The organism is Amycolatopsis sp. WAC 04182, assembly GCF_003947465.1.
Lineage (GTDB): Bacteria > Actinomycetota > Actinomycetes > Mycobacteriales > Pseudonocardiaceae > Amycolatopsis.
Genome location: NZ_QHJJ01000007.1, coordinates 451,512 through 467,395 on the forward strand (window position 1 = coordinate 451,512; position 15,884 = coordinate 467,395).

General features: G+C 68.2%; 15 protein-coding genes. 9 read left to right on the forward strand and 6 right to left on the reverse strand.

Features of this window, described 5'->3' with window-relative positions; translation table 11 throughout:
- From DMH01_RS34300 to DMH01_RS34325, 6 genes are all read left to right on the forward strand, one after another.
- A complete protein-coding gene (locus DMH01_RS34300; RefSeq protein ID WP_125682212.1) occupies nt 1-930 on the forward strand; it encodes a carbohydrate ABC transporter permease in 930 nt (309 codons plus the stop codon).
- A gap of 6 nt (nt 931-936) precedes the next feature.
- Nucleotides 937-2,004, forward strand: coding sequence for an ABC transporter ATP-binding protein (locus tag DMH01_RS34305; protein WP_125682214.1), 1,068 nt, complete (start codon nt 937-939; stop codon nt 2,002-2,004).
- Nucleotides 2,001-3,857 (forward strand): DUF5107 domain-containing protein, encoded by a 1,857-nt coding sequence (locus DMH01_RS34310; RefSeq protein ID WP_125682216.1) that lies wholly within the window; start codon nt 2,001-2,003, stop codon nt 3,855-3,857. Before DMH01_RS34305 ends, DMH01_RS34310 begins: the two co-directional genes overlap by 4 nt.
- A gap of 126 nt (nt 3,858-3,983) precedes the next feature.
- Complete coding sequence (locus DMH01_RS34315; protein ID WP_125682218.1) at nt 3,984-4,769, forward strand: DeoR/GlpR family DNA-binding transcription regulator; 786 nt, start codon at nt 3,984-3,986, stop codon at nt 4,767-4,769.
- A 235-nt stretch (nt 4,770-5,004) separates the two neighbouring features.
- Nucleotides 5,005-8,100 (forward strand): TIM-barrel domain-containing protein, encoded by a 3,096-nt coding sequence (locus tag DMH01_RS34320; protein ID WP_125682220.1) that lies wholly within the window; start codon nt 5,005-5,007, stop codon nt 8,098-8,100.
- A 93-nt stretch (nt 8,101-8,193) separates the two neighbouring features.
- On the forward strand, nt 8,194-9,585 hold the full coding sequence (locus tag DMH01_RS34325) for an amidase (RefSeq protein WP_125682222.1): 1,392 nt from the start codon (nt 8,194-8,196) through the stop codon (nt 9,583-9,585).
- A 15-nt stretch (nt 9,586-9,600) separates the two neighbouring features.
- On the opposite strand, the gene DMH01_RS34330 is transcribed toward DMH01_RS34325, so the two are convergent.
- On the reverse strand, nt 9,601-10,242 hold the full coding sequence (locus tag DMH01_RS34330) for an FMN-dependent NADH-azoreductase (protein ID WP_125682224.1): 642 nt from the start codon (nt 10,240-10,242) through the stop codon (nt 9,601-9,603).
- A gap of 82 nt (nt 10,243-10,324) precedes the next feature.
- Between DMH01_RS34330 and DMH01_RS34335 the strand changes: the two genes are divergently transcribed.
- A complete protein-coding gene (locus DMH01_RS34335) occupies nt 10,325-10,804 on the forward strand; it encodes a MarR family winged helix-turn-helix transcriptional regulator (protein ID WP_125682226.1) in 480 nt (159 codons plus the stop codon).
- Here DMH01_RS34335 and DMH01_RS43590 read toward each other — a convergent pair.
- A complete protein-coding gene (locus DMH01_RS43590; protein ID WP_370323580.1) occupies nt 10,801-11,058 on the reverse strand; it encodes a DUF6506 family protein in 258 nt (85 codons plus the stop codon). The genes DMH01_RS34335 and DMH01_RS43590 overlap by 4 nt on opposite strands.
- Here DMH01_RS43590 and DMH01_RS34340 point away from each other — a divergent pair.
- Both DMH01_RS34340 and DMH01_RS34345 read left to right on the forward strand, forming a co-directional pair.
- Nucleotides 11,036-11,617: an ATP-binding protein gene (locus DMH01_RS34340; protein ID WP_233621768.1), complete on the forward strand. Its 582-nt coding sequence runs from the start codon at nt 11,036-11,038 to the stop codon at nt 11,615-11,617. The genes DMH01_RS43590 and DMH01_RS34340 overlap by 23 nt on opposite strands.
- A complete protein-coding gene (locus tag DMH01_RS34345; RefSeq protein WP_125682228.1) occupies nt 11,614-12,147 on the forward strand; it encodes a hypothetical protein in 534 nt (177 codons plus the stop codon). Before DMH01_RS34340 ends, DMH01_RS34345 begins: the two co-directional genes overlap by 4 nt.
- Nucleotides 12,148-12,194: 47 nt before the next feature.
- On the opposite strand, the gene DMH01_RS34350 is transcribed toward DMH01_RS34345, so the two are convergent.
- From DMH01_RS34350 to DMH01_RS34365, 4 genes are read right to left on the reverse strand one after another with little or no spacing between them, the layout of a single operon-like run.
- Nucleotides 12,195-12,908, reverse strand: a complete 714-nt coding sequence (locus tag DMH01_RS34350; RefSeq protein WP_044851129.1) for an ABC transporter ATP-binding protein — start codon at nt 12,906-12,908, stop codon at nt 12,195-12,197.
- On the reverse strand, nt 12,898-13,671 hold the full coding sequence (locus DMH01_RS34355; RefSeq protein ID WP_037313341.1) for an ABC transporter ATP-binding protein: 774 nt from the start codon (nt 13,669-13,671) through the stop codon (nt 12,898-12,900). Before DMH01_RS34355 ends, DMH01_RS34350 begins: the two co-directional genes overlap by 11 nt.
- Nucleotides 13,668-14,807, reverse strand: coding sequence for a branched-chain amino acid ABC transporter permease (locus DMH01_RS34360; protein WP_125682230.1), 1,140 nt, complete (start codon nt 14,805-14,807; stop codon nt 13,668-13,670). Before DMH01_RS34360 ends, DMH01_RS34355 begins: the two co-directional genes overlap by 4 nt.
- On the reverse strand, nt 14,804-15,775 hold the full coding sequence (locus DMH01_RS34365) for a branched-chain amino acid ABC transporter permease (protein WP_034315979.1): 972 nt from the start codon (nt 15,773-15,775) through the stop codon (nt 14,804-14,806). Before DMH01_RS34365 ends, DMH01_RS34360 begins: the two co-directional genes overlap by 4 nt.
- Between the last annotated feature and the right edge of the window lie 109 nt (nt 15,776-15,884).

The window sequence follows — 15,884 nt, forward strand, 5'->3', positions numbered from 1 at the left end:
ATGTCCGTCACCGACGTCGAGGCGCCCGCGCGCCCGTCGCCGAAACCGGTGCGCAAGCCGCCACGCAAACCGCGTCCGGCGCCCGGCTCCAAACGGTTCAGCCCGTTGCGGGTACTGGGTTCCACGATCGTGTGGCTGTTCACCGCGGGCAACATCCTGGTGCTGTACTGGCTGCTCACGGCGTCGTTCAAGACGCCGGTGGAGATCTTCACCAAGCCGTTCGCCCTGCCGTACCAGTGGTTCCACGTCGGCAAGCCGTTCCGGAACTTCATCTACGCCTGGAACAACGCCGGTTTCGGGCAGGCCGTGCTGACCACCGTGCTCCTGGTCGGGCTGGCGACGGTCGTGACCGTCGCCGTCTCCGCGCCCTGCGCTTATGCCCTGACCAGGCTCGGTGTCCGCGGTGCCGGCCCGATGACGAACGTCGTCGCTATCGGCATGGGCGTGCCGTTCCAGACCGTGATCATCCCGCTGTTCGTGGTGCTCAGCAAAGTGCACCTCGACAACGAGTACGGGCTGTTCGTGCTGTACGTGGCGCTGTCGATCCCGTTCACCGTGTTCCTCATGACGGGGTTCTTCCGGTCGCTGCCGGACGAACTGGAGGAGGCGGCCGCGCTCGACGGCGCGTCCCCGACGCGCACGTTCTTCTCGGTCATGCTGCCGCTGACCCGCGGCGGCATGATCACCGCGCTGACGCTGAACGCCATCGGCCTGTGGAACGAGACGCTGCTGGCGATCGTGTTCCTCAAGGACCAGGCGCATTTCACGCTCTCCCGCGCGCTCTTCACCTTCTACGGGGCCGCGAGCTACCAGTCGGAGTACGGCGGCCTGATCGCCGGGGTGGCGATCGTCGTGCTCCCGATGCTCGTGCTCTACCTCGTGCTCGCCCGCCGGATCATCACCGGCCTGACCCTCGGCGCCGGAAAGTAGGACCTGATGGCCACCGTGACCTTCTCCGACACCACCCGGTTCTACGCCGGGGTGGAACGTCCCGCCGTCGACGGCCTCGACCTCGAGGTCGCCGACGGCGAGTTCCTGGTGCTGGTCGGCCCGTCCGGCTGCGGGAAGTCCACCACGCTGCGGATGCTCGCCGGGCTGGAAGGCGTCGACGACGGCTCCATCCACATCGGCGACCGCGACGTCACCGAACTCCCGCCGAAGGACCGGGACATCGCCATGGTGTTCCAGAACTACGCGCTCTACCCGCATATGACGGTGGGGGAGAACATCGGCTTCCATCTGAAGCTGGCGAAGATGGCCAAGGCCGAGCGCGAACGCAAGGTGCGCGAGGCCGCGGCTGTGCTCGACCTGACCGAGTACCTGGACCGCAAACCCGCGAACCTGTCCGGCGGGCAGCGGCAGCGCGTCGCGATGGGCCGGGCGATCGTGCGCGAGCCCAGCGTGTTCCTGATGGACGAGCCACTGTCCAATCTGGACGCGAAGCTCCGGGTGCAGACGCGGACCCAGATCGCCTCCCTGCAGCGGCGGCTGGGCATCACGACGCTCTACGTCACGCACGACCAGGTCGAGGCGATGACCATGGGCGATCGGGTCGCCGTGCTGAAGGACGGGCTCCTGCAGCAGTGCGACACTCCGGTGGGGCTGTTCGCGAAGCCGGTCAACGTGTTCGTCGCCGGGTTCATCGGCTCACCCGCGATGAACCTGTTGGAGACCACTGTGGACAGTGACGGTGCCGTCGCCGGTGGTACGCGGCTGCCGTTGACTCCTGCCCAACGTTCGGCGCTGACCGGCCCCGGCATCGTCGTCGGTGTCCGGCCCGAGGGCTGGACGATCGGGGACGGCGGTTTCGAGGCCGTCGTCGAGGTCGTCGAGGAACTGGGCAGCGACCAGTACCTGTACTGCCGGGACGGCGATCGCGTGCTGACGGTCCGCACCCCGGGTATGGCCCCGTGGCAGCGCGGCGAACCGATCACCCTGACACCGCAACCGGGCGCGGTGCACCTGTTCGACGCCGCCACCGGCGATCGGCTCCCGGACGCATGACCCGCCTGTACCGCACCGGGCTGGTGCTCCCGGCCGCCGAGCTGGGGCCGGAGAACCCCTTGCCACCTCTTCGGAAACCCGAAGCGGTGGCGAAGGTGTCCAATGTGGACGAGCTGCCACGGGACCTGGCGGAGAACATCGGCTACGGCCGTCTGGACACGCCATTGCCGTGCCTGCTGCAGGACGGCTATACCCGCGAGCGCACGGAACGCGAGCTTCCGGCGCTGGTGCTGGAGAACGACAAACTCCGCGCCACCGTGCTGCCGTCGCTGGGCGGACGGCTGTACTCGCTGGTGCACAAGCCATCGGGCCGCGAGCTGCTCTACCGCAATCCGGTGTTCCAGCCCGCGAACCTCGCCCTGCGGGACGCGTGGTTCGCCGGTGGTGTCGAATGGAACCTCGGGAGCACCGGGCATACGACGTTGACCTGCGATCCGATGTTCGCCGCAGAGATCGAGGGCCCGGACGGCACGCCGGTGCTGCGGCTGTGGGAGTGGGAACGCACTCGCGACCTGCCGTACCAGATCGACTTCTGGCTGCCCGACGACTCGGAGCACCTGCTCGTGGCCGTACGGGTGCGGAACCCGCACCCCTATGACGTCCCGGTGTACTGGTGGTCGAACATCGCGGTGCCCCAGAACGAAGGCACCCGCGTGCTCGCTCCCGCGACTCAAGCGTGGCACTACGGCTATTCGGGACGGCTCGACCTGGTCGACGTGCCCGGTGAGCTGACCTATCCGGCCCGCGCCGAAGCCGCGGCGGACTACTTCTTCGAGGTGACCGGAAGGCCGTGGGTCGCGGCCGTCGAGGCGGACGGGACGGGGCTGGCCCAGCTGTCCACCGGCCGTCTGCGCGGCCGGAAGCTGTTCCTGTGGGGCGAATCCACCGGTGGACGCCGCTGGCAGGAATGGCTGGCGCCCGGGGCCGGCGGCTACCTGGAGATCCAGGCCGGGCTGGCCCGCACCCAGCTGGAGCATCTGCGCTTGCCGCCGGGGGAGAGCTGGGACTGGCTGGAGGCCTACGGTCCGGTCGCCGCCGAATCGCTCACGGTGCACGGGGAAGACTGGACGGCGGCCCGCGAAGCCGTCGCCGTCGGCCTGCCGTCTGCGGAAACCCTGGACGAGTATCACGGCGACTGGCGGAAGATCGCCGACGTCACCCCGGAATCGTTCCTCGCCACCGGTTCCGGCTGGGGCGCGCTGGAGAACCGGCGCGCGCCGATGTGCCTGCCCGGCACGCCGTTCCCGGACGAGTCGCTCGGGCCGGACCAGGAGCCGTGGCTCGCGTTGCTCGACGGTACGCCGCCGGACGGTGATCCGCTCGCGGTGCCGCCGCCGACGCTGGTGAACCGGTACTGGGCGGATATCCTGGAGCACGCCCCGAAGAACTGGCTGACCTGGTATCACCGGGGCGTCGCGCACTGGGCCGCCGGACGGCATTCGGACGCTGTCGGCGCCTGGCGCGAGTCCGTCTCGGCGGCCGAGAACCCTTGGGCCCTGCGGAATCTCGCAGTCGCCACGGCCGGGCACGAGGCCGCCTGGCTGTACCGGCGTGCGGTCGCCCTCGCGCCGTCACTGCGTCCTCTGGTCGTCGAGGCCATCGCGGCGCAACTCGCCGCGGGGCTCCCGGGCGAAGCGAGCGAACTGCTGGCCGGGCTGCCCGTGGAGGGGCGGATCGCCCTGCTGACCGCCCGCACCCGGCTCGCCCTCGGCGACGTCGCCGGGGCCAAGGCCGTGTACGACACCGGTTTCGAGGTCGCGAACATCAGGGAAGGGGAAACGTCCTTGTCGGACACTTGGGCGGCGGTTTCCGGGGAACCGCTGCCGGAACAGCACGACTTCCGGATGAAGTGACCGGCCGGGCCACTCGACCGGCGTGCCGCTCGCGGTGGACAACCGCGATGCAGCATACTGCTCGAAACAGTGGCCAACAGCGCAACGTCATGCGCGATAGGCCGCAGCGAGCTAGGAGTGGCGCCGATGGCCCGGCACGAACGGCTGAGCACCCTGCTGGACCTGCTGGGGCAGCGGGAAAAGATCGACGTCGAGGACGTGGCCGAGGAGTTGAACGTCTCCGCGGCGACGATCCGGCGCGACCTCGATCACCTGGCGGAGCAGCAGTTGCTGACCCGCACCCGAGGTGGCGCGGTGGCCAACGATCTCGCCTACGACCTGCCGTTGCGGTACAAGACCGCGCGGCACGTGCCCGAAAAGCAGCGGATCAGCGTCGCCGCGGCGGCGCTCGTCGCGCAGGGCATGGTGGTGGGCCTCAACGGCGGGACGACGACGGCCGGGGTCGCGCGATCGCTGGCGACACGGTCCGATCTGGCCGGTCTCCGCGATTCGCCGGGGCTGACCGTGGTCACCAACGCGCTGAACATCGCGCACGAACTCGCGGTGCGGCCGCATGTGAAGATCGTGGTCACCGGTGGTGTCGCGCGTCCGCAGTCGTTCGAGCTCAGCGGTCCGCTGGCGACCCGCGTGCTCAGTGAACTGACGATCGACCTGCTGTTTCTCGGCGTCGACGCGTTCGATGCCGACGCCGGCGCCTTCGCGCACCACGAGGGCGAGGCGAGTATCAACCGGCTGATGGTCGAGCGGGCGGAACGCGTCGTCGCGGTCGCCGACGGTTCGAAGCTGGGACGCCGCGCGTTCGCGCGGATCTGCGCGACGACGCAGGTGCACGCCCTGGTCACCGATTCCAACGCCGATCCGAAGGTGCTGCGGGCGTTCGAGGCCGCCGGCGTCGAGGTCCAGGCGGTTTGACCCAGTCCGTGAAGGCCCCCTTTCCTACCTTCAGGGTAGGGAAGGGGGCCTTCACGTCTTTTGCGCACTCCTTGTGACATAAGGATCTTCGCGTCACCCGACGAAAGTCGGCAGCACCGCTTCGGCGGATGACTTTGCGCGAACCGTGCGCTATACAGAGACCATCTTGCGTATTCATGCGCGAAATGTGTCTCGAATGAGCAGAGTTGCGCAATCCCTGAGTTGTTTGGCCGCAGTGGCCTTACTCGGGCTTTCCCCGGTCGCCGCCCACGCCGATCCGGCCGCGGCGGCGTCCGGCAAGCTGGGCGATCTGACCGGGATCTCCGGCGAGGGCGCCACGGTCACCCTGAATTCGGGAAGCGCCGCGGTGCGCGTCAGCTTCCCGGCCGAAGGCGCCGTCCGGGTCTGGCTGGCGCCGGACGGCGCGTTCACCGATCCGGCCGGGAGCAAGATCGTGCTGCCGCGCACCGGCGACCCGGTCACGCCGAAGAGGACAGACAAGGGGGACTACTGGGCGGTTTCCACGGCCAAGGCGACGTTGCGGGCGTACAAGCATCCGTTGCGGCTCGCGTTGTACGACGGCTCGGACCGCAAGCGCCTCTGGGAGGAGTCGGCGCCGCTGTCTTGGACCGACAAGCAGACCACGCAGACCCTGGCGCGGACGGGGGCCGAGCAGTTCGTCGGCGGCGGCGAGCAGAACGGCCGCTTCAGTCACCGTGACCAGACGATCCGGATCTTCGCCGACTACAACTGGAACGACGGCGGGGCCCCGAATTCGCAGCCGTTCTACGCCTCCACGGCGGGATACGGCGTGCTGCGCAACACCTTCGCGCAAGGCACCTACGCCTTCACCGAGCCGGTGCGCACCACGCACGACGAGCGCCGCTTCGACGCGACCTACGTCGTCGGCGACGGGCTCAAGGACGTCATCACCGGCTACACCGATCTGGTCGGAAAGCCTTTCCTGCCACCGCTCTACGGTCTCGAACACGGGGACGCCGACTGCTACCTGCACAACGCCAACCGCGGTGAGCGGCACACGCTGGACGCGGTGAAGGTCGCCGAGGGCTACACCGAGCACGGGATGCCCAACGGCTGGATGCTCGTCAACGACGGCTACGGCTGCGGCTACGAAAACCTCCAGCAGACCGGCGAAGGCCTCCGCAAGAACAACATGCAACTCGGGCTGTGGACCGAGAACGGCGTGCCGAACCAGGTCGAAGAGGTCAAGGCCGGGGTCCGGGTCCGCAAACTCGACGTCGCGTGGGTCGGTCCGGGCTACCAGTTCGCCTTGGACGCCTGCGACACCGCGCACAAGGGCATCGAGGACAACAGCGACGCGCGCGGTTTCGTCTGGACACCCGTCAGCTGGGCGGGCGCTCAGCGCTGCGGCGTGCTGTGGAGCGGCGACCAGGCCGGTTCCTACGACTACATCAAATGGCAGATCCCGACCTACGCCGGCGCCACGACGTCGGGGATCGCGTACAACACCGGCGACATCGACGGAATCTTCGGCGGCAGCCCGCAGACCTACGTCCGCGACCTGCAGTGGAAGGCGTTCCTGCCGGTCTCGATGACGATGGACGGCTGGGCCGCGTCGGACAAGCAGCCGTGGCGGTACGGCGAGCCGTACACCTCGATCAACCGCAAGTACCTGCTGCTCAAGGAAAGGTTGCTGCCCTACACCTACAGCCATTCGGTGGAGGCGCACAAGACCGGCGTCGGCCAGGTCCGCCCGCTGGCGCTCGAATACCCGGACGACCCAAACGTCTGGGGCGAGAAGGCGAAGTACGAGTTCCTGTCCGGCAAGGACTTCCTGGTCGCGCCGGTGTACGAGAACTCGACCGTGCGCAACGGCATCTACCTGCCGAAGGGCACCTGGGTCGACTACTGGAGCGGCAAGACCTACACCGGACCGACCACTGTGGACGGTTACGACGCGCCGCTCGACACGCTGCCGCTGTTCGTCCGCGCCGGGGCCGTGGTGCCGATGTGGGCCGAGGGCACGAAGTCGTGGCAGACCAGGGACAAGGGCGTGCTCGACCTCGACGTCTATCCGCAGGGCAAGGGTTCGTTCACGCTCACCGAGGACGACGGTGTGACTCGCGCCTACAAGAACGGGGACCAGGCGAAGCAGACGTTCACCGTCGACGCGCCGACGTCCGGCCTGGGCACGGTGACGGTCGGGATCGGCGCCAGTTCCGGTTCCTACGCCGGGAAGCCCGCGTCGCGGAACTACCAGCTGACCGTCCACACGGGAAGCAAGCCCGCGACGGTACTGGCCGGGACTTCGATCCTGCGGCAGTACGGCAGCAAGGCCGAACTGGACGCGGCGGCGTCGGGCTGGTGGTTCGACCCGGCCGCCGGTGGGGTCGCGCGGGTCAAGACCGGCAAGATCGGCGCCGGTGACCGTCGGGACGTGCGGCTGTTCGGCACCAGCGCGGTCGGCGGGATCTTCCCCGAAGACCGCAACGGTTCGGTCGCCCTCTCCGTGCCGGCGGTCGCCGGTCCGGGGCAGACCGCGACGGGCACGCTGAGCTTCACCAACGGCACGCCGCTGCCGGTCCGGGACGTCAAGTTCTCCCTGCCCGCCAACGGTTTCCGCGCCGAGGTTCCTGCCGGGCCGCGACTGGTGATGCCCGGCGAGACCGTGCGGGTGCCGGTGAAGGTGACGCCGGACGCGGGGATCAAACCGGACGACTACCAGCTCACCGCGTCGGCGTCGTACCGGGCGCGGCTCGGGGAGAACCGCGTCACCGACTCGGTGACGGTCACCGTGCCGCACGCTTCGCTGGCCGCGGCCTACGGAAACGTCGGCGTCACCGACGCGGCGCACGTCGCGGTGGGCGATCTCGACGGCGGCGGCAGCAGTTTCCGAGCGGAAGGTCTCGCCGAAGCCGGTCTCAAACCCGGTGCGGGCTTCTCCACGCTCGGTGCTCGGCTGACCTGGCCGCAAACCGGTACCGGGCAGAAGGACAACGTCCTCGCGTCCGGTCAGACCATCGCGGTGCGCGGAACGGGGGCCAAGCTGGTGCTGGCGGGAACCGGCACAGGCACGGCGAAGGGCACTGTCGTCGTCCGCTACGCCGACGGCAGTACCAGTCAAGCCGAACTCGGCTTCCCCAACTGGTGCTGCGCCGATCCGGCCCAGTACGGAGCGACGACGGTGGCGACCGTGATGGGCAAGAACACCCGCGCGGGGGCGGCGTACCCGACCACGCCGTACCGGGTGTTCGCGAACTCCGTCCCGCTGACCGCGGGGAAGGAGGTCGTCGCGGTGACGCTTCCGTCGAACACCGCGATGCACGTCTTCGCGGCGGGCATCGGCTGAGTCAACGGTCCGTGAGGGCCTCCTTGCAGGGAGGCCCTCACAGACGCCGGAATGCATATCCGTATTCAGATACAGGTGTGTATATTCGTCGCCATGAGCGAGCTTTGGACGTGGTCCGCGGCGAAGATGGCCGACGCGGTGCGCGGCGGAAAGGTGCCGGCCCGCGTGGTTCTGGAGGTCCACGCGGCCCGGATCGCCGAGGTCAATCCGCAGGTCAACGCGGTGACGGCCGAATTCGGCGAGGCGGCGAGCGAAGCGGATCGGATCGACGCGCTCGTCCGCGACGGCGTCGACCCCGGTCCGCTCGCGGGGGTTCCGATGACGGTGAAGGAGAACATCGACGTCGCCGGACATCCGACGACCCATGGCGTCCCGCGGTTCAAGGACGCCGTGGCGAACGCGGACGCACCGCCGGTCCGGCGGTTGCGCGCGGCGGGCGCGATTCCGATCGGGCACGGCAACATGCCGGACCTGACGCTGGCGGGCAACGTCACGGTGAGCCAGTTGTTCGGCGAGACCGTCAATCCCTGGGGTGCGATCCGGACACCCGGTGGGAGCAGCGGTGGTGACGCGGCCGCGGTGGCCTCGGGGATGGCGGCGATCGGCCTCGGCAACGACTCCGGCGGCTCGGTCCGGTTACCCGCCTTGTTCTGCGGCCTGACCGCGTTGAAGCCTTCGTACGGGCGGGTCGCGACGGACCATCGGATCGGCGGGTCCGATCCGACGCTCGCGTCGCAGCTGTTCCCGGTCGACGGCCCGATCGCCCGAACCGTCGAGGACCTCGCGCTCACCTTCGACGTGCTCGCGGGCACCGATCCGGCGGATCCTCGGGCCATCCCGTACGGCGGGCGGCTTCCGGCGGTGCCTCGCCGGGTCGCCGTCTGCACGGACCCCGCCGGACTCGGTGTCGACCCGCGGATCCGGGCCGAGATCGACAAAGCCGCCGCCGCACTGGCCGAAGCGGGTTACGAGGTCGAGGAAGCCGAACCGCCGCGGCTGGCGGACGCGCTGACCTCCTACGGCACGCTGATCACCGCGGAGTTCAGCCGTCGCTGGCCGTCGATCCGGCCGCTGCTCACCGAAGAATCGGCGCAGCACATGGAACTCTCGTTCGCTCAGCGTCCTGAATCGACACTCGACGACTATCTGGACGCGACCGCAACCCGGTTCGGCGTGATGCGCGAATGGGCGGCCTTCGCCGAGCGCTATCCGGTGATTCTCGGCCCGGTCTCGACCTGGCGCCCGTTCGACGCCGACCCGTTCGACCCGGAACAGGGTCTGCGGGTCATGTTCGGCATGCGGCTGTGCACCGCCACCACCTGTGTCGGGGTTCCCGCCGTCGCCGTGCCCACCGGGATCGACGACGGCCAGCCACTCGGTGTGCAGCTGATCGGACCGCGCCATCGCGAGGATGTCTGCCTGGCCGCCGCCGGCGAACTCGAAGCCCGCTTCGGGACCTTCGGCCCCGTCCGGGAACCACGATGATTCCCTTCGAAACGATCAAGCGGGAACCGGTGTCCACAGCGCGTCGATGGCGCGTTCGGCCTCGGCCTGGCTGGCGTCGGCTAGCGGGATGAGGTCCGCCATCGCCGGGTTGATCTTCGCCAGGGTCAGCTCGGCGGTGACGAAACGCGGTTCGAGGCCGATCTGCGAGACACCATGCGGGATCCACGACTGGGCGTGGTCCCAGCCTTCGCGCGGGGTGCCTTCGCCGTAACCGCCGCCGCGCGAGGTCACGACGATGAAGTCCCGGCCGCCGAGCAGGCCTGCCCGGGTCTCGGCGTCGAGCGTCAGTCCCGGCACGATCAGGTGGTCGACCCAGGACTTGACCGTGCTCGGCGGGCCGAAGTTGTACAGCGGCAGGCCCAGCAGGATCGTGTCGGCCGCCCGGACCTCGTCGACCAGTTCCGTGATGAGCCGCCATGCCGCGGCCTGCTCCGGGGTGTGCTGTTCCGGCGGTGTCACCCTGGCCACGTTGCTCGCCGCGTCGAAATGCGGCAGCGGGTCGGCGCCAAGGTCGCGGTAGGTGACGGTGCCCTCCGGATGCGCGGCGCGCCAGGCGGCGGCCGCCCTGGCGGTGAGGCGGCGGCTGGTCGAGTGCTCGCCCGTGATGCTCGAGTCGATGTGCAGCAGGTTCGTCATGACCATTATTTTGCACAGATAGTTTGTGTAACGCAAACCATTGATGCTGTGGCGGTCATCATGGGGGACGTACACTTGACGAGTGCCCGAACTCCCGGTCGTGAACCAGCCCCCGCATCGCTGCGGCGCGCTGCTCGACCACGTCACCCGCCGGATCCGGCTGCGCAGCGAGTCCGTCCTGGCGCCGCTCGGCCTGCGGACCCGGCATCTCGTCGCGCTGACCGTGCTGCGCGACCTGCGCGGCTGCTCGCAGCAGGACCTCGCGAAGACGCTGGAGATGGACAGCACGAACGTCGTCGGCCTGTTGAACGACCTCGAGTCCGCGAACCTGATCGAACGCAGGCGGTCACCGGAGGACCGGCGCCGTCACATCGTCGAACTCACCGACGTCGGCGCCAAGCAGCTCGCCAAGGCCGAGTTCGCCCTCGCCGCGGTCGAGGACGAGGTGCTCGGCGCGCTCGACAAGGATCAGCGCGAGACGCTGTACACCCTGCTTTACCAGGCGACCAGCCGGACCGAGCCCGCCGGCTGCGTCGACGCCGCGCACCTCGAGGAGTGCTAGGCCCCGGGATCGAACAGGTCGTGAAGCTGTTTGGTGGCCTCGGCGCCGTACATGACGCTCCCGACCGGGACCTCGCTTCCCACCGCGTCGATCACCCGCGCCGTCCACACGGGACCGAACGCGCCGCACAGCTCGATCAGCTGTGCCCTTCCTCCGCCACGGCGCACAGATATCGAAGACGTCGTAACTCCACCGCCGCACAGTAGCCCCGGACCAGGCAGAATCGACGGGGTGAGTGAATGGCGTAACACCACGCACGACTGGGCCGGGTCCGTGGACGCCGCGCATCTGAGGCGTATCCGCCGGAGCCCCGAGGAGTTCGCCCCCGGCGGAGTCGCGCACCTCGTGCTCGAAGTGCTCGCTTACGCGGCGGAGGAAGCCGAAAGCATCGGCGGCGGGAATGCTGTCGTCACGGTCCATCCCGACGGCTCGGTCTCGGTGGCGGACGACGGGCGAGGCACCGACACCCGCGCGGACGGGCACGGCGGCTTCGTGAAGAAACCGGTCATGTCGACCAAGGATCTGCGCTTCTTCGATTTCCCCGGAAAACAATGGCTTCCGGACGGTCATCCGCGTCGCGGGGTGTCGGTCGTGGCGGGCTTGAGCGACTGGCTCGTGCACACCAACCGGCGTCACGACGGCTCTTGGACCCAGCGTTACGAACGCGGTGTCCCGGTCACCGATCTGACGCCGATCGCCGGCGACGGTACGACCGGAACGACAGTGCGCTTCTCGCCGGGCGCGGAAGTCGGCCCCGTGCGGCTGCCGGATGTCGACGGGTGGCCGTACTTGAAGGTGGAGGTCGTCCGATGAGAGCGTGCCTGGCAGCGGCGGCTTCGGTCCTGGCCCTGCTCACGGGGTGCTCAGCCGAGCAAGGACAGCCGCCCGCCAAACCGGTCTACGATCTGCCCGCGCGCGAGGTCCGCCCGGACGAGACCGCGCTGCACCTGTCACCGGCGACGAACGGGGAGACCGAGTTCTCGCTCATCGGCCTGGCCGCCGGGCTGCCCAGCCTCACCGGCAGCCACGCCGAATTCGAGGCGAAAGGGCAGTTCGTCCGGCTCCGGCTGGTGGTCACCGGGAAAGGCCTGTCCGGGATCCTCTTCGACACCCGGCGCCAGCAACTCGTCACCGACTCCGGTGCGGTGATCGCGGTCGACAACCAGGCCATGACGATCAAACGGCAGCCGGACAAGTTCGAGCTCGGGCGGGGCGTGCGGGTCGAGTTCGACCTCTACTTCGACCTTCCCAAGGAGGCGAAACCCGTGCTGCTGCGGGCTTTCGGTGGTCCGACGCTGACCGACATGAAGAACCTCACCGGCACCGACATCAAGCTGGGATGAGAAAAGGGCCCCGCCGCGAAACGCGACGGAGCCCTTCCCGAGAGGCGTCAGACGCCCAGGTCGCCACCGAGGTAGGCGGCCCGCACCTGCGGGTCGTCCAGCAGCTCGGCACCGCGGGCGCTCTTGACCACTTGACCGGTCTCCAGCACGTACGCGCGGTCGGAGAGCTTCAGCGCCTGCTGCGCGTTCTGCTCCACCAGCAGGACCGTGGTCCCGCGTTTGTTGATCTCGCGGATGATGTCGAAGATCTGCGCGATCAGCATCGGCGCCAGGCCCATGGACGGCTCGTCGAGCAGCAGTACCTTGGGCTTGGTCATCAGCGCGCGGCCGATGGCGATCATCTGCTGCTCGCCACCGGACATCGTGCCGCCGAACTGGGTCTTGCGCTCGTTCAGCCGCGGGAACAGCTCGTAGACCTCGTCGAGGTCGGCCTTCAGGTCGTCCTTGCGGGTGTAGGCACCCATCAGGAGGTTCTCCTGCACCGTCATACCGGGGAACACGCCCCGGCCTTCCGGTGACTGGCCGATCCCGAGCTCGACCCGTTTGTGGCCAGGCGTCTTCGAGATGTCCTTGCCGTCGAAGAGGATCCGGCCGCTGGTCAGCGGACGCAGGCCCGAGATCGTCTTCAGGGTCGTGGTCTTGCCGGCGCCGTTGGCCCCGATGAGCGAAACGATCTCGCCCTCGCCGACCTCGATGCTCATTCCCTTGAGCGCGGCGATCTTCCCGTAGTGGACGTTGATGTCCTGAACCTCAAGAAGCATCTTCCGCCACCCCCAGATACGCCTCGATCACCTTCTGGTTGTTCTGCACCTCGTGGGGGAGCCCTTCTGCGATCTTCTGGCCGAAGTCGAGCACGGCCAGCCGGTCGGCGATCTGCATGACCAGGCCCATGTCGTGCTCGATGAGCAGCACGGTCCGGCCGTCGTCACGGATCTTGCGGATCAACTGCTGCAACGAGTTCTTCTCCGCCGGGTTCATGCCGGCGGCGGGCTCGTCGAGCAGCAGCAGCTTCGGGTCGGTCGCGAGCGCACGCGCGATCTCCAGACGGCGCTGGTCGCCGTAGGAGAGGTTCTTCGCGGTGTTGTGCTCGACCCGGCCGATGCCGACGAAGTCCAGCAGGTCCCTCGCCAGCTCACGGCCCCGCTTCTCTTCCTTGCGGTGCACGGGCAGGCCCAGCGTCGCCGAGATCGCGCCGGTCTTGTGGTGCGAGTCCGCACCGACCATCACGTTCTCGAGCGCCGACATGTTGTGGAACAGCCGGATGTTCTGGAACGTGCGGGCGATCCCGGCCTGGTTGATCTTGAACCGCTTCATCCCGTCGACCCGGGTGTCGCCGAAGCGCACCTGGCCTTCGGTCGGCCGGTAGACACCGGTGACCACGTTGAAGACCGTGGTCTTCCCCGCGCCGTTCGGGCCGATCAGGGCGAAGATCTCACCCTGGTTGATGGTGAGGTCGACTTCCTTCAAGGCCGTGACACCGCCGAAGCGCATCGTCACGTTGTCGAATTCGAGCAGTGCGCTCATTTCGTCACCTCCGCCGAAGCCTCGGAATCCGGACCCGCGACTTCGGCGCCCATGGCACCCATCCCGCCCGTTCCTTCGTGTAGTTCCGCCTTGCGCTGCCGCGACGGCAGCAGACCCTCCGGCCGCAGCGCCATCATCAGCACCAGCACACCACCGAAGATCAGGATGCGGTACTCGGACAGGAACCGGAACCGCTCCGGAAGCCAGGCGACCAGGAAGGCACCGAGCATGACGCCGGGCAGGTTGCCCGCACCACCGAGCACCACGGCCGCGAGGATGGTCGCGGACAGGATGAACGGGAAGTTGTTCGGCTCGATGAAGACGGCCTTGCTGGCGTAGACCACACCGGCCATACCGCCGAGCATGGCGCCGATGGCGAACGCCAGCAGCTTGAACTTGAACGTCGGGACGCCCATCAGCTCGGCGGCGTCCTCGTCCTCGCGGATGGCCGCCCACGCCCGCCCGACACGGCTCTTGTGCAGCCGCACCGAGAAGATGATCGCGATCACGATCGCCGCGAGGATCAGGTAGTAGTACGGCGCCGGGTCGAGCAGGAACTCGGTCCCGAACATCGGCTCCGGGTGCGGGATGTTGGTGATACCGCGGGCGCCACCGATGCTGTCGGTGTTCGTCGCGGTGATCCGGACGATCTCACCGAAGCCGAGGGTCACGATGGCCAGGTAGTCACCGCGCAGCCGGAGCGTCGGAGCGCCGAGGATCACCCCCGACATCGCCGCCAGGAAGATACCGAGCACGAGCGTGCCCCAGAATCCCCAGCCGTGCTGGGTGCCCATCACGGCGAGCGTGTAGGCGCCGATCGCGAAGAACGCGACGAACCCGAGGTCCAGCATGCCCGCGTGACCGACCACGATGTTCAGGCCGATCGCCAGCAGGATGTACACCCCGACCGGGAAGATCAGGACCGTGGTCCAGTCCGATTCCGGCGACATGAACGAACCGATCGCGGGCGCGGGCAGGATCAGCGCGCCGATGATCAGGGCCAGGTACACGCCATAACGTTGCCAATGCGGGGCGCGTGCCCACCAATCCCGCATGCCGTCCACGGGGTGGAAGCCGGCGCGCGTCGGCTTTCCGTTCTCTGGGGACTTTTCAGCCACTTCTTCGTTGCCCTTCATGCGCGTGCCCGCTGCAGCGATTCACCGAGGATGCCGGTGGGACGGAACATCAGGACCAGCACCAACACCACGAAGGCGGTGACGTCCTTCCAAGCCGAACCGAAGAAGATCGAACTCCAGTTCTCCACCAAACCGAGCACGATGCCACCGAGCAGAGCGCCGCGCAGGTTGCCGATACCTCCCAGCACGGCCGCGGTGAACGCCTTGATACCGAGGAGGAATCCGATGCGGTAGTCGGTGTTCTCGTACTCCATCACGTACAGCGCGGCGGCGACACCGGCCATCGCGCCGCCGAGGAGGAAGGTGAGGCGCACGATCTTGTCGATGCTGACGCCCATCAGCACGGCGGCTTCGGGATCCTGCGCCGTGGCGCGGATACCTCGGCCGATGCGGGTGCGGCTGACCAGCTGGTCGAGCACGACCATCATGATCACGGCGCCCACGACGACGAACACGTGGTCCGTGCGGACCACACCGTTGCCGATGTGGAACAGCTCCTCGTGCGGGATGAAGCGCGGCGCGTTCTGTTGCACGCGGCCGGACTTGTCCGTGATCCATTCGATGATCTCGAGGCCGAACAGTTCCTGCAGGAACAGCGAGGCGCCGATGGCGGAGATCAGGGCGGCCAGCCGGGTGGCGCCCTTCTTGCGGAGCGGCCGGTACGCCACTTGCTCCAGCAGCACCGCCGCGCCGCCGGACACGGCGGCCGAAGCGATGATGATCAGCAGCAGTACGGCGATCATCCCGAACACGCCGAGCGTGATCGGGGCGGTACCGCCCGCGATGGTGATCAGGACGAACAGGGACGTGACCGTCCCGATCATGAAGATTTCGGAATGCGCGAAGTTGATGAGCCGGAGTACGCCGTAGACCATTGTGTAGCCGAGGGCGATGAGGGCGTAGATGCTTCCGGCGACCAGTCCGCCGATGGTGCTACCGAGGAACTGGGCTTGCAGATCTTGAAGCATGACGTGGATGCCTTACGGGACGGGGCGAGGATTTCTTTCGCCACATTTGCGGGAAGCGGGGGTGCTGTGTTCGCACAGCGCCCCCGCTTCCGTTAGGTGTTCCTATCTG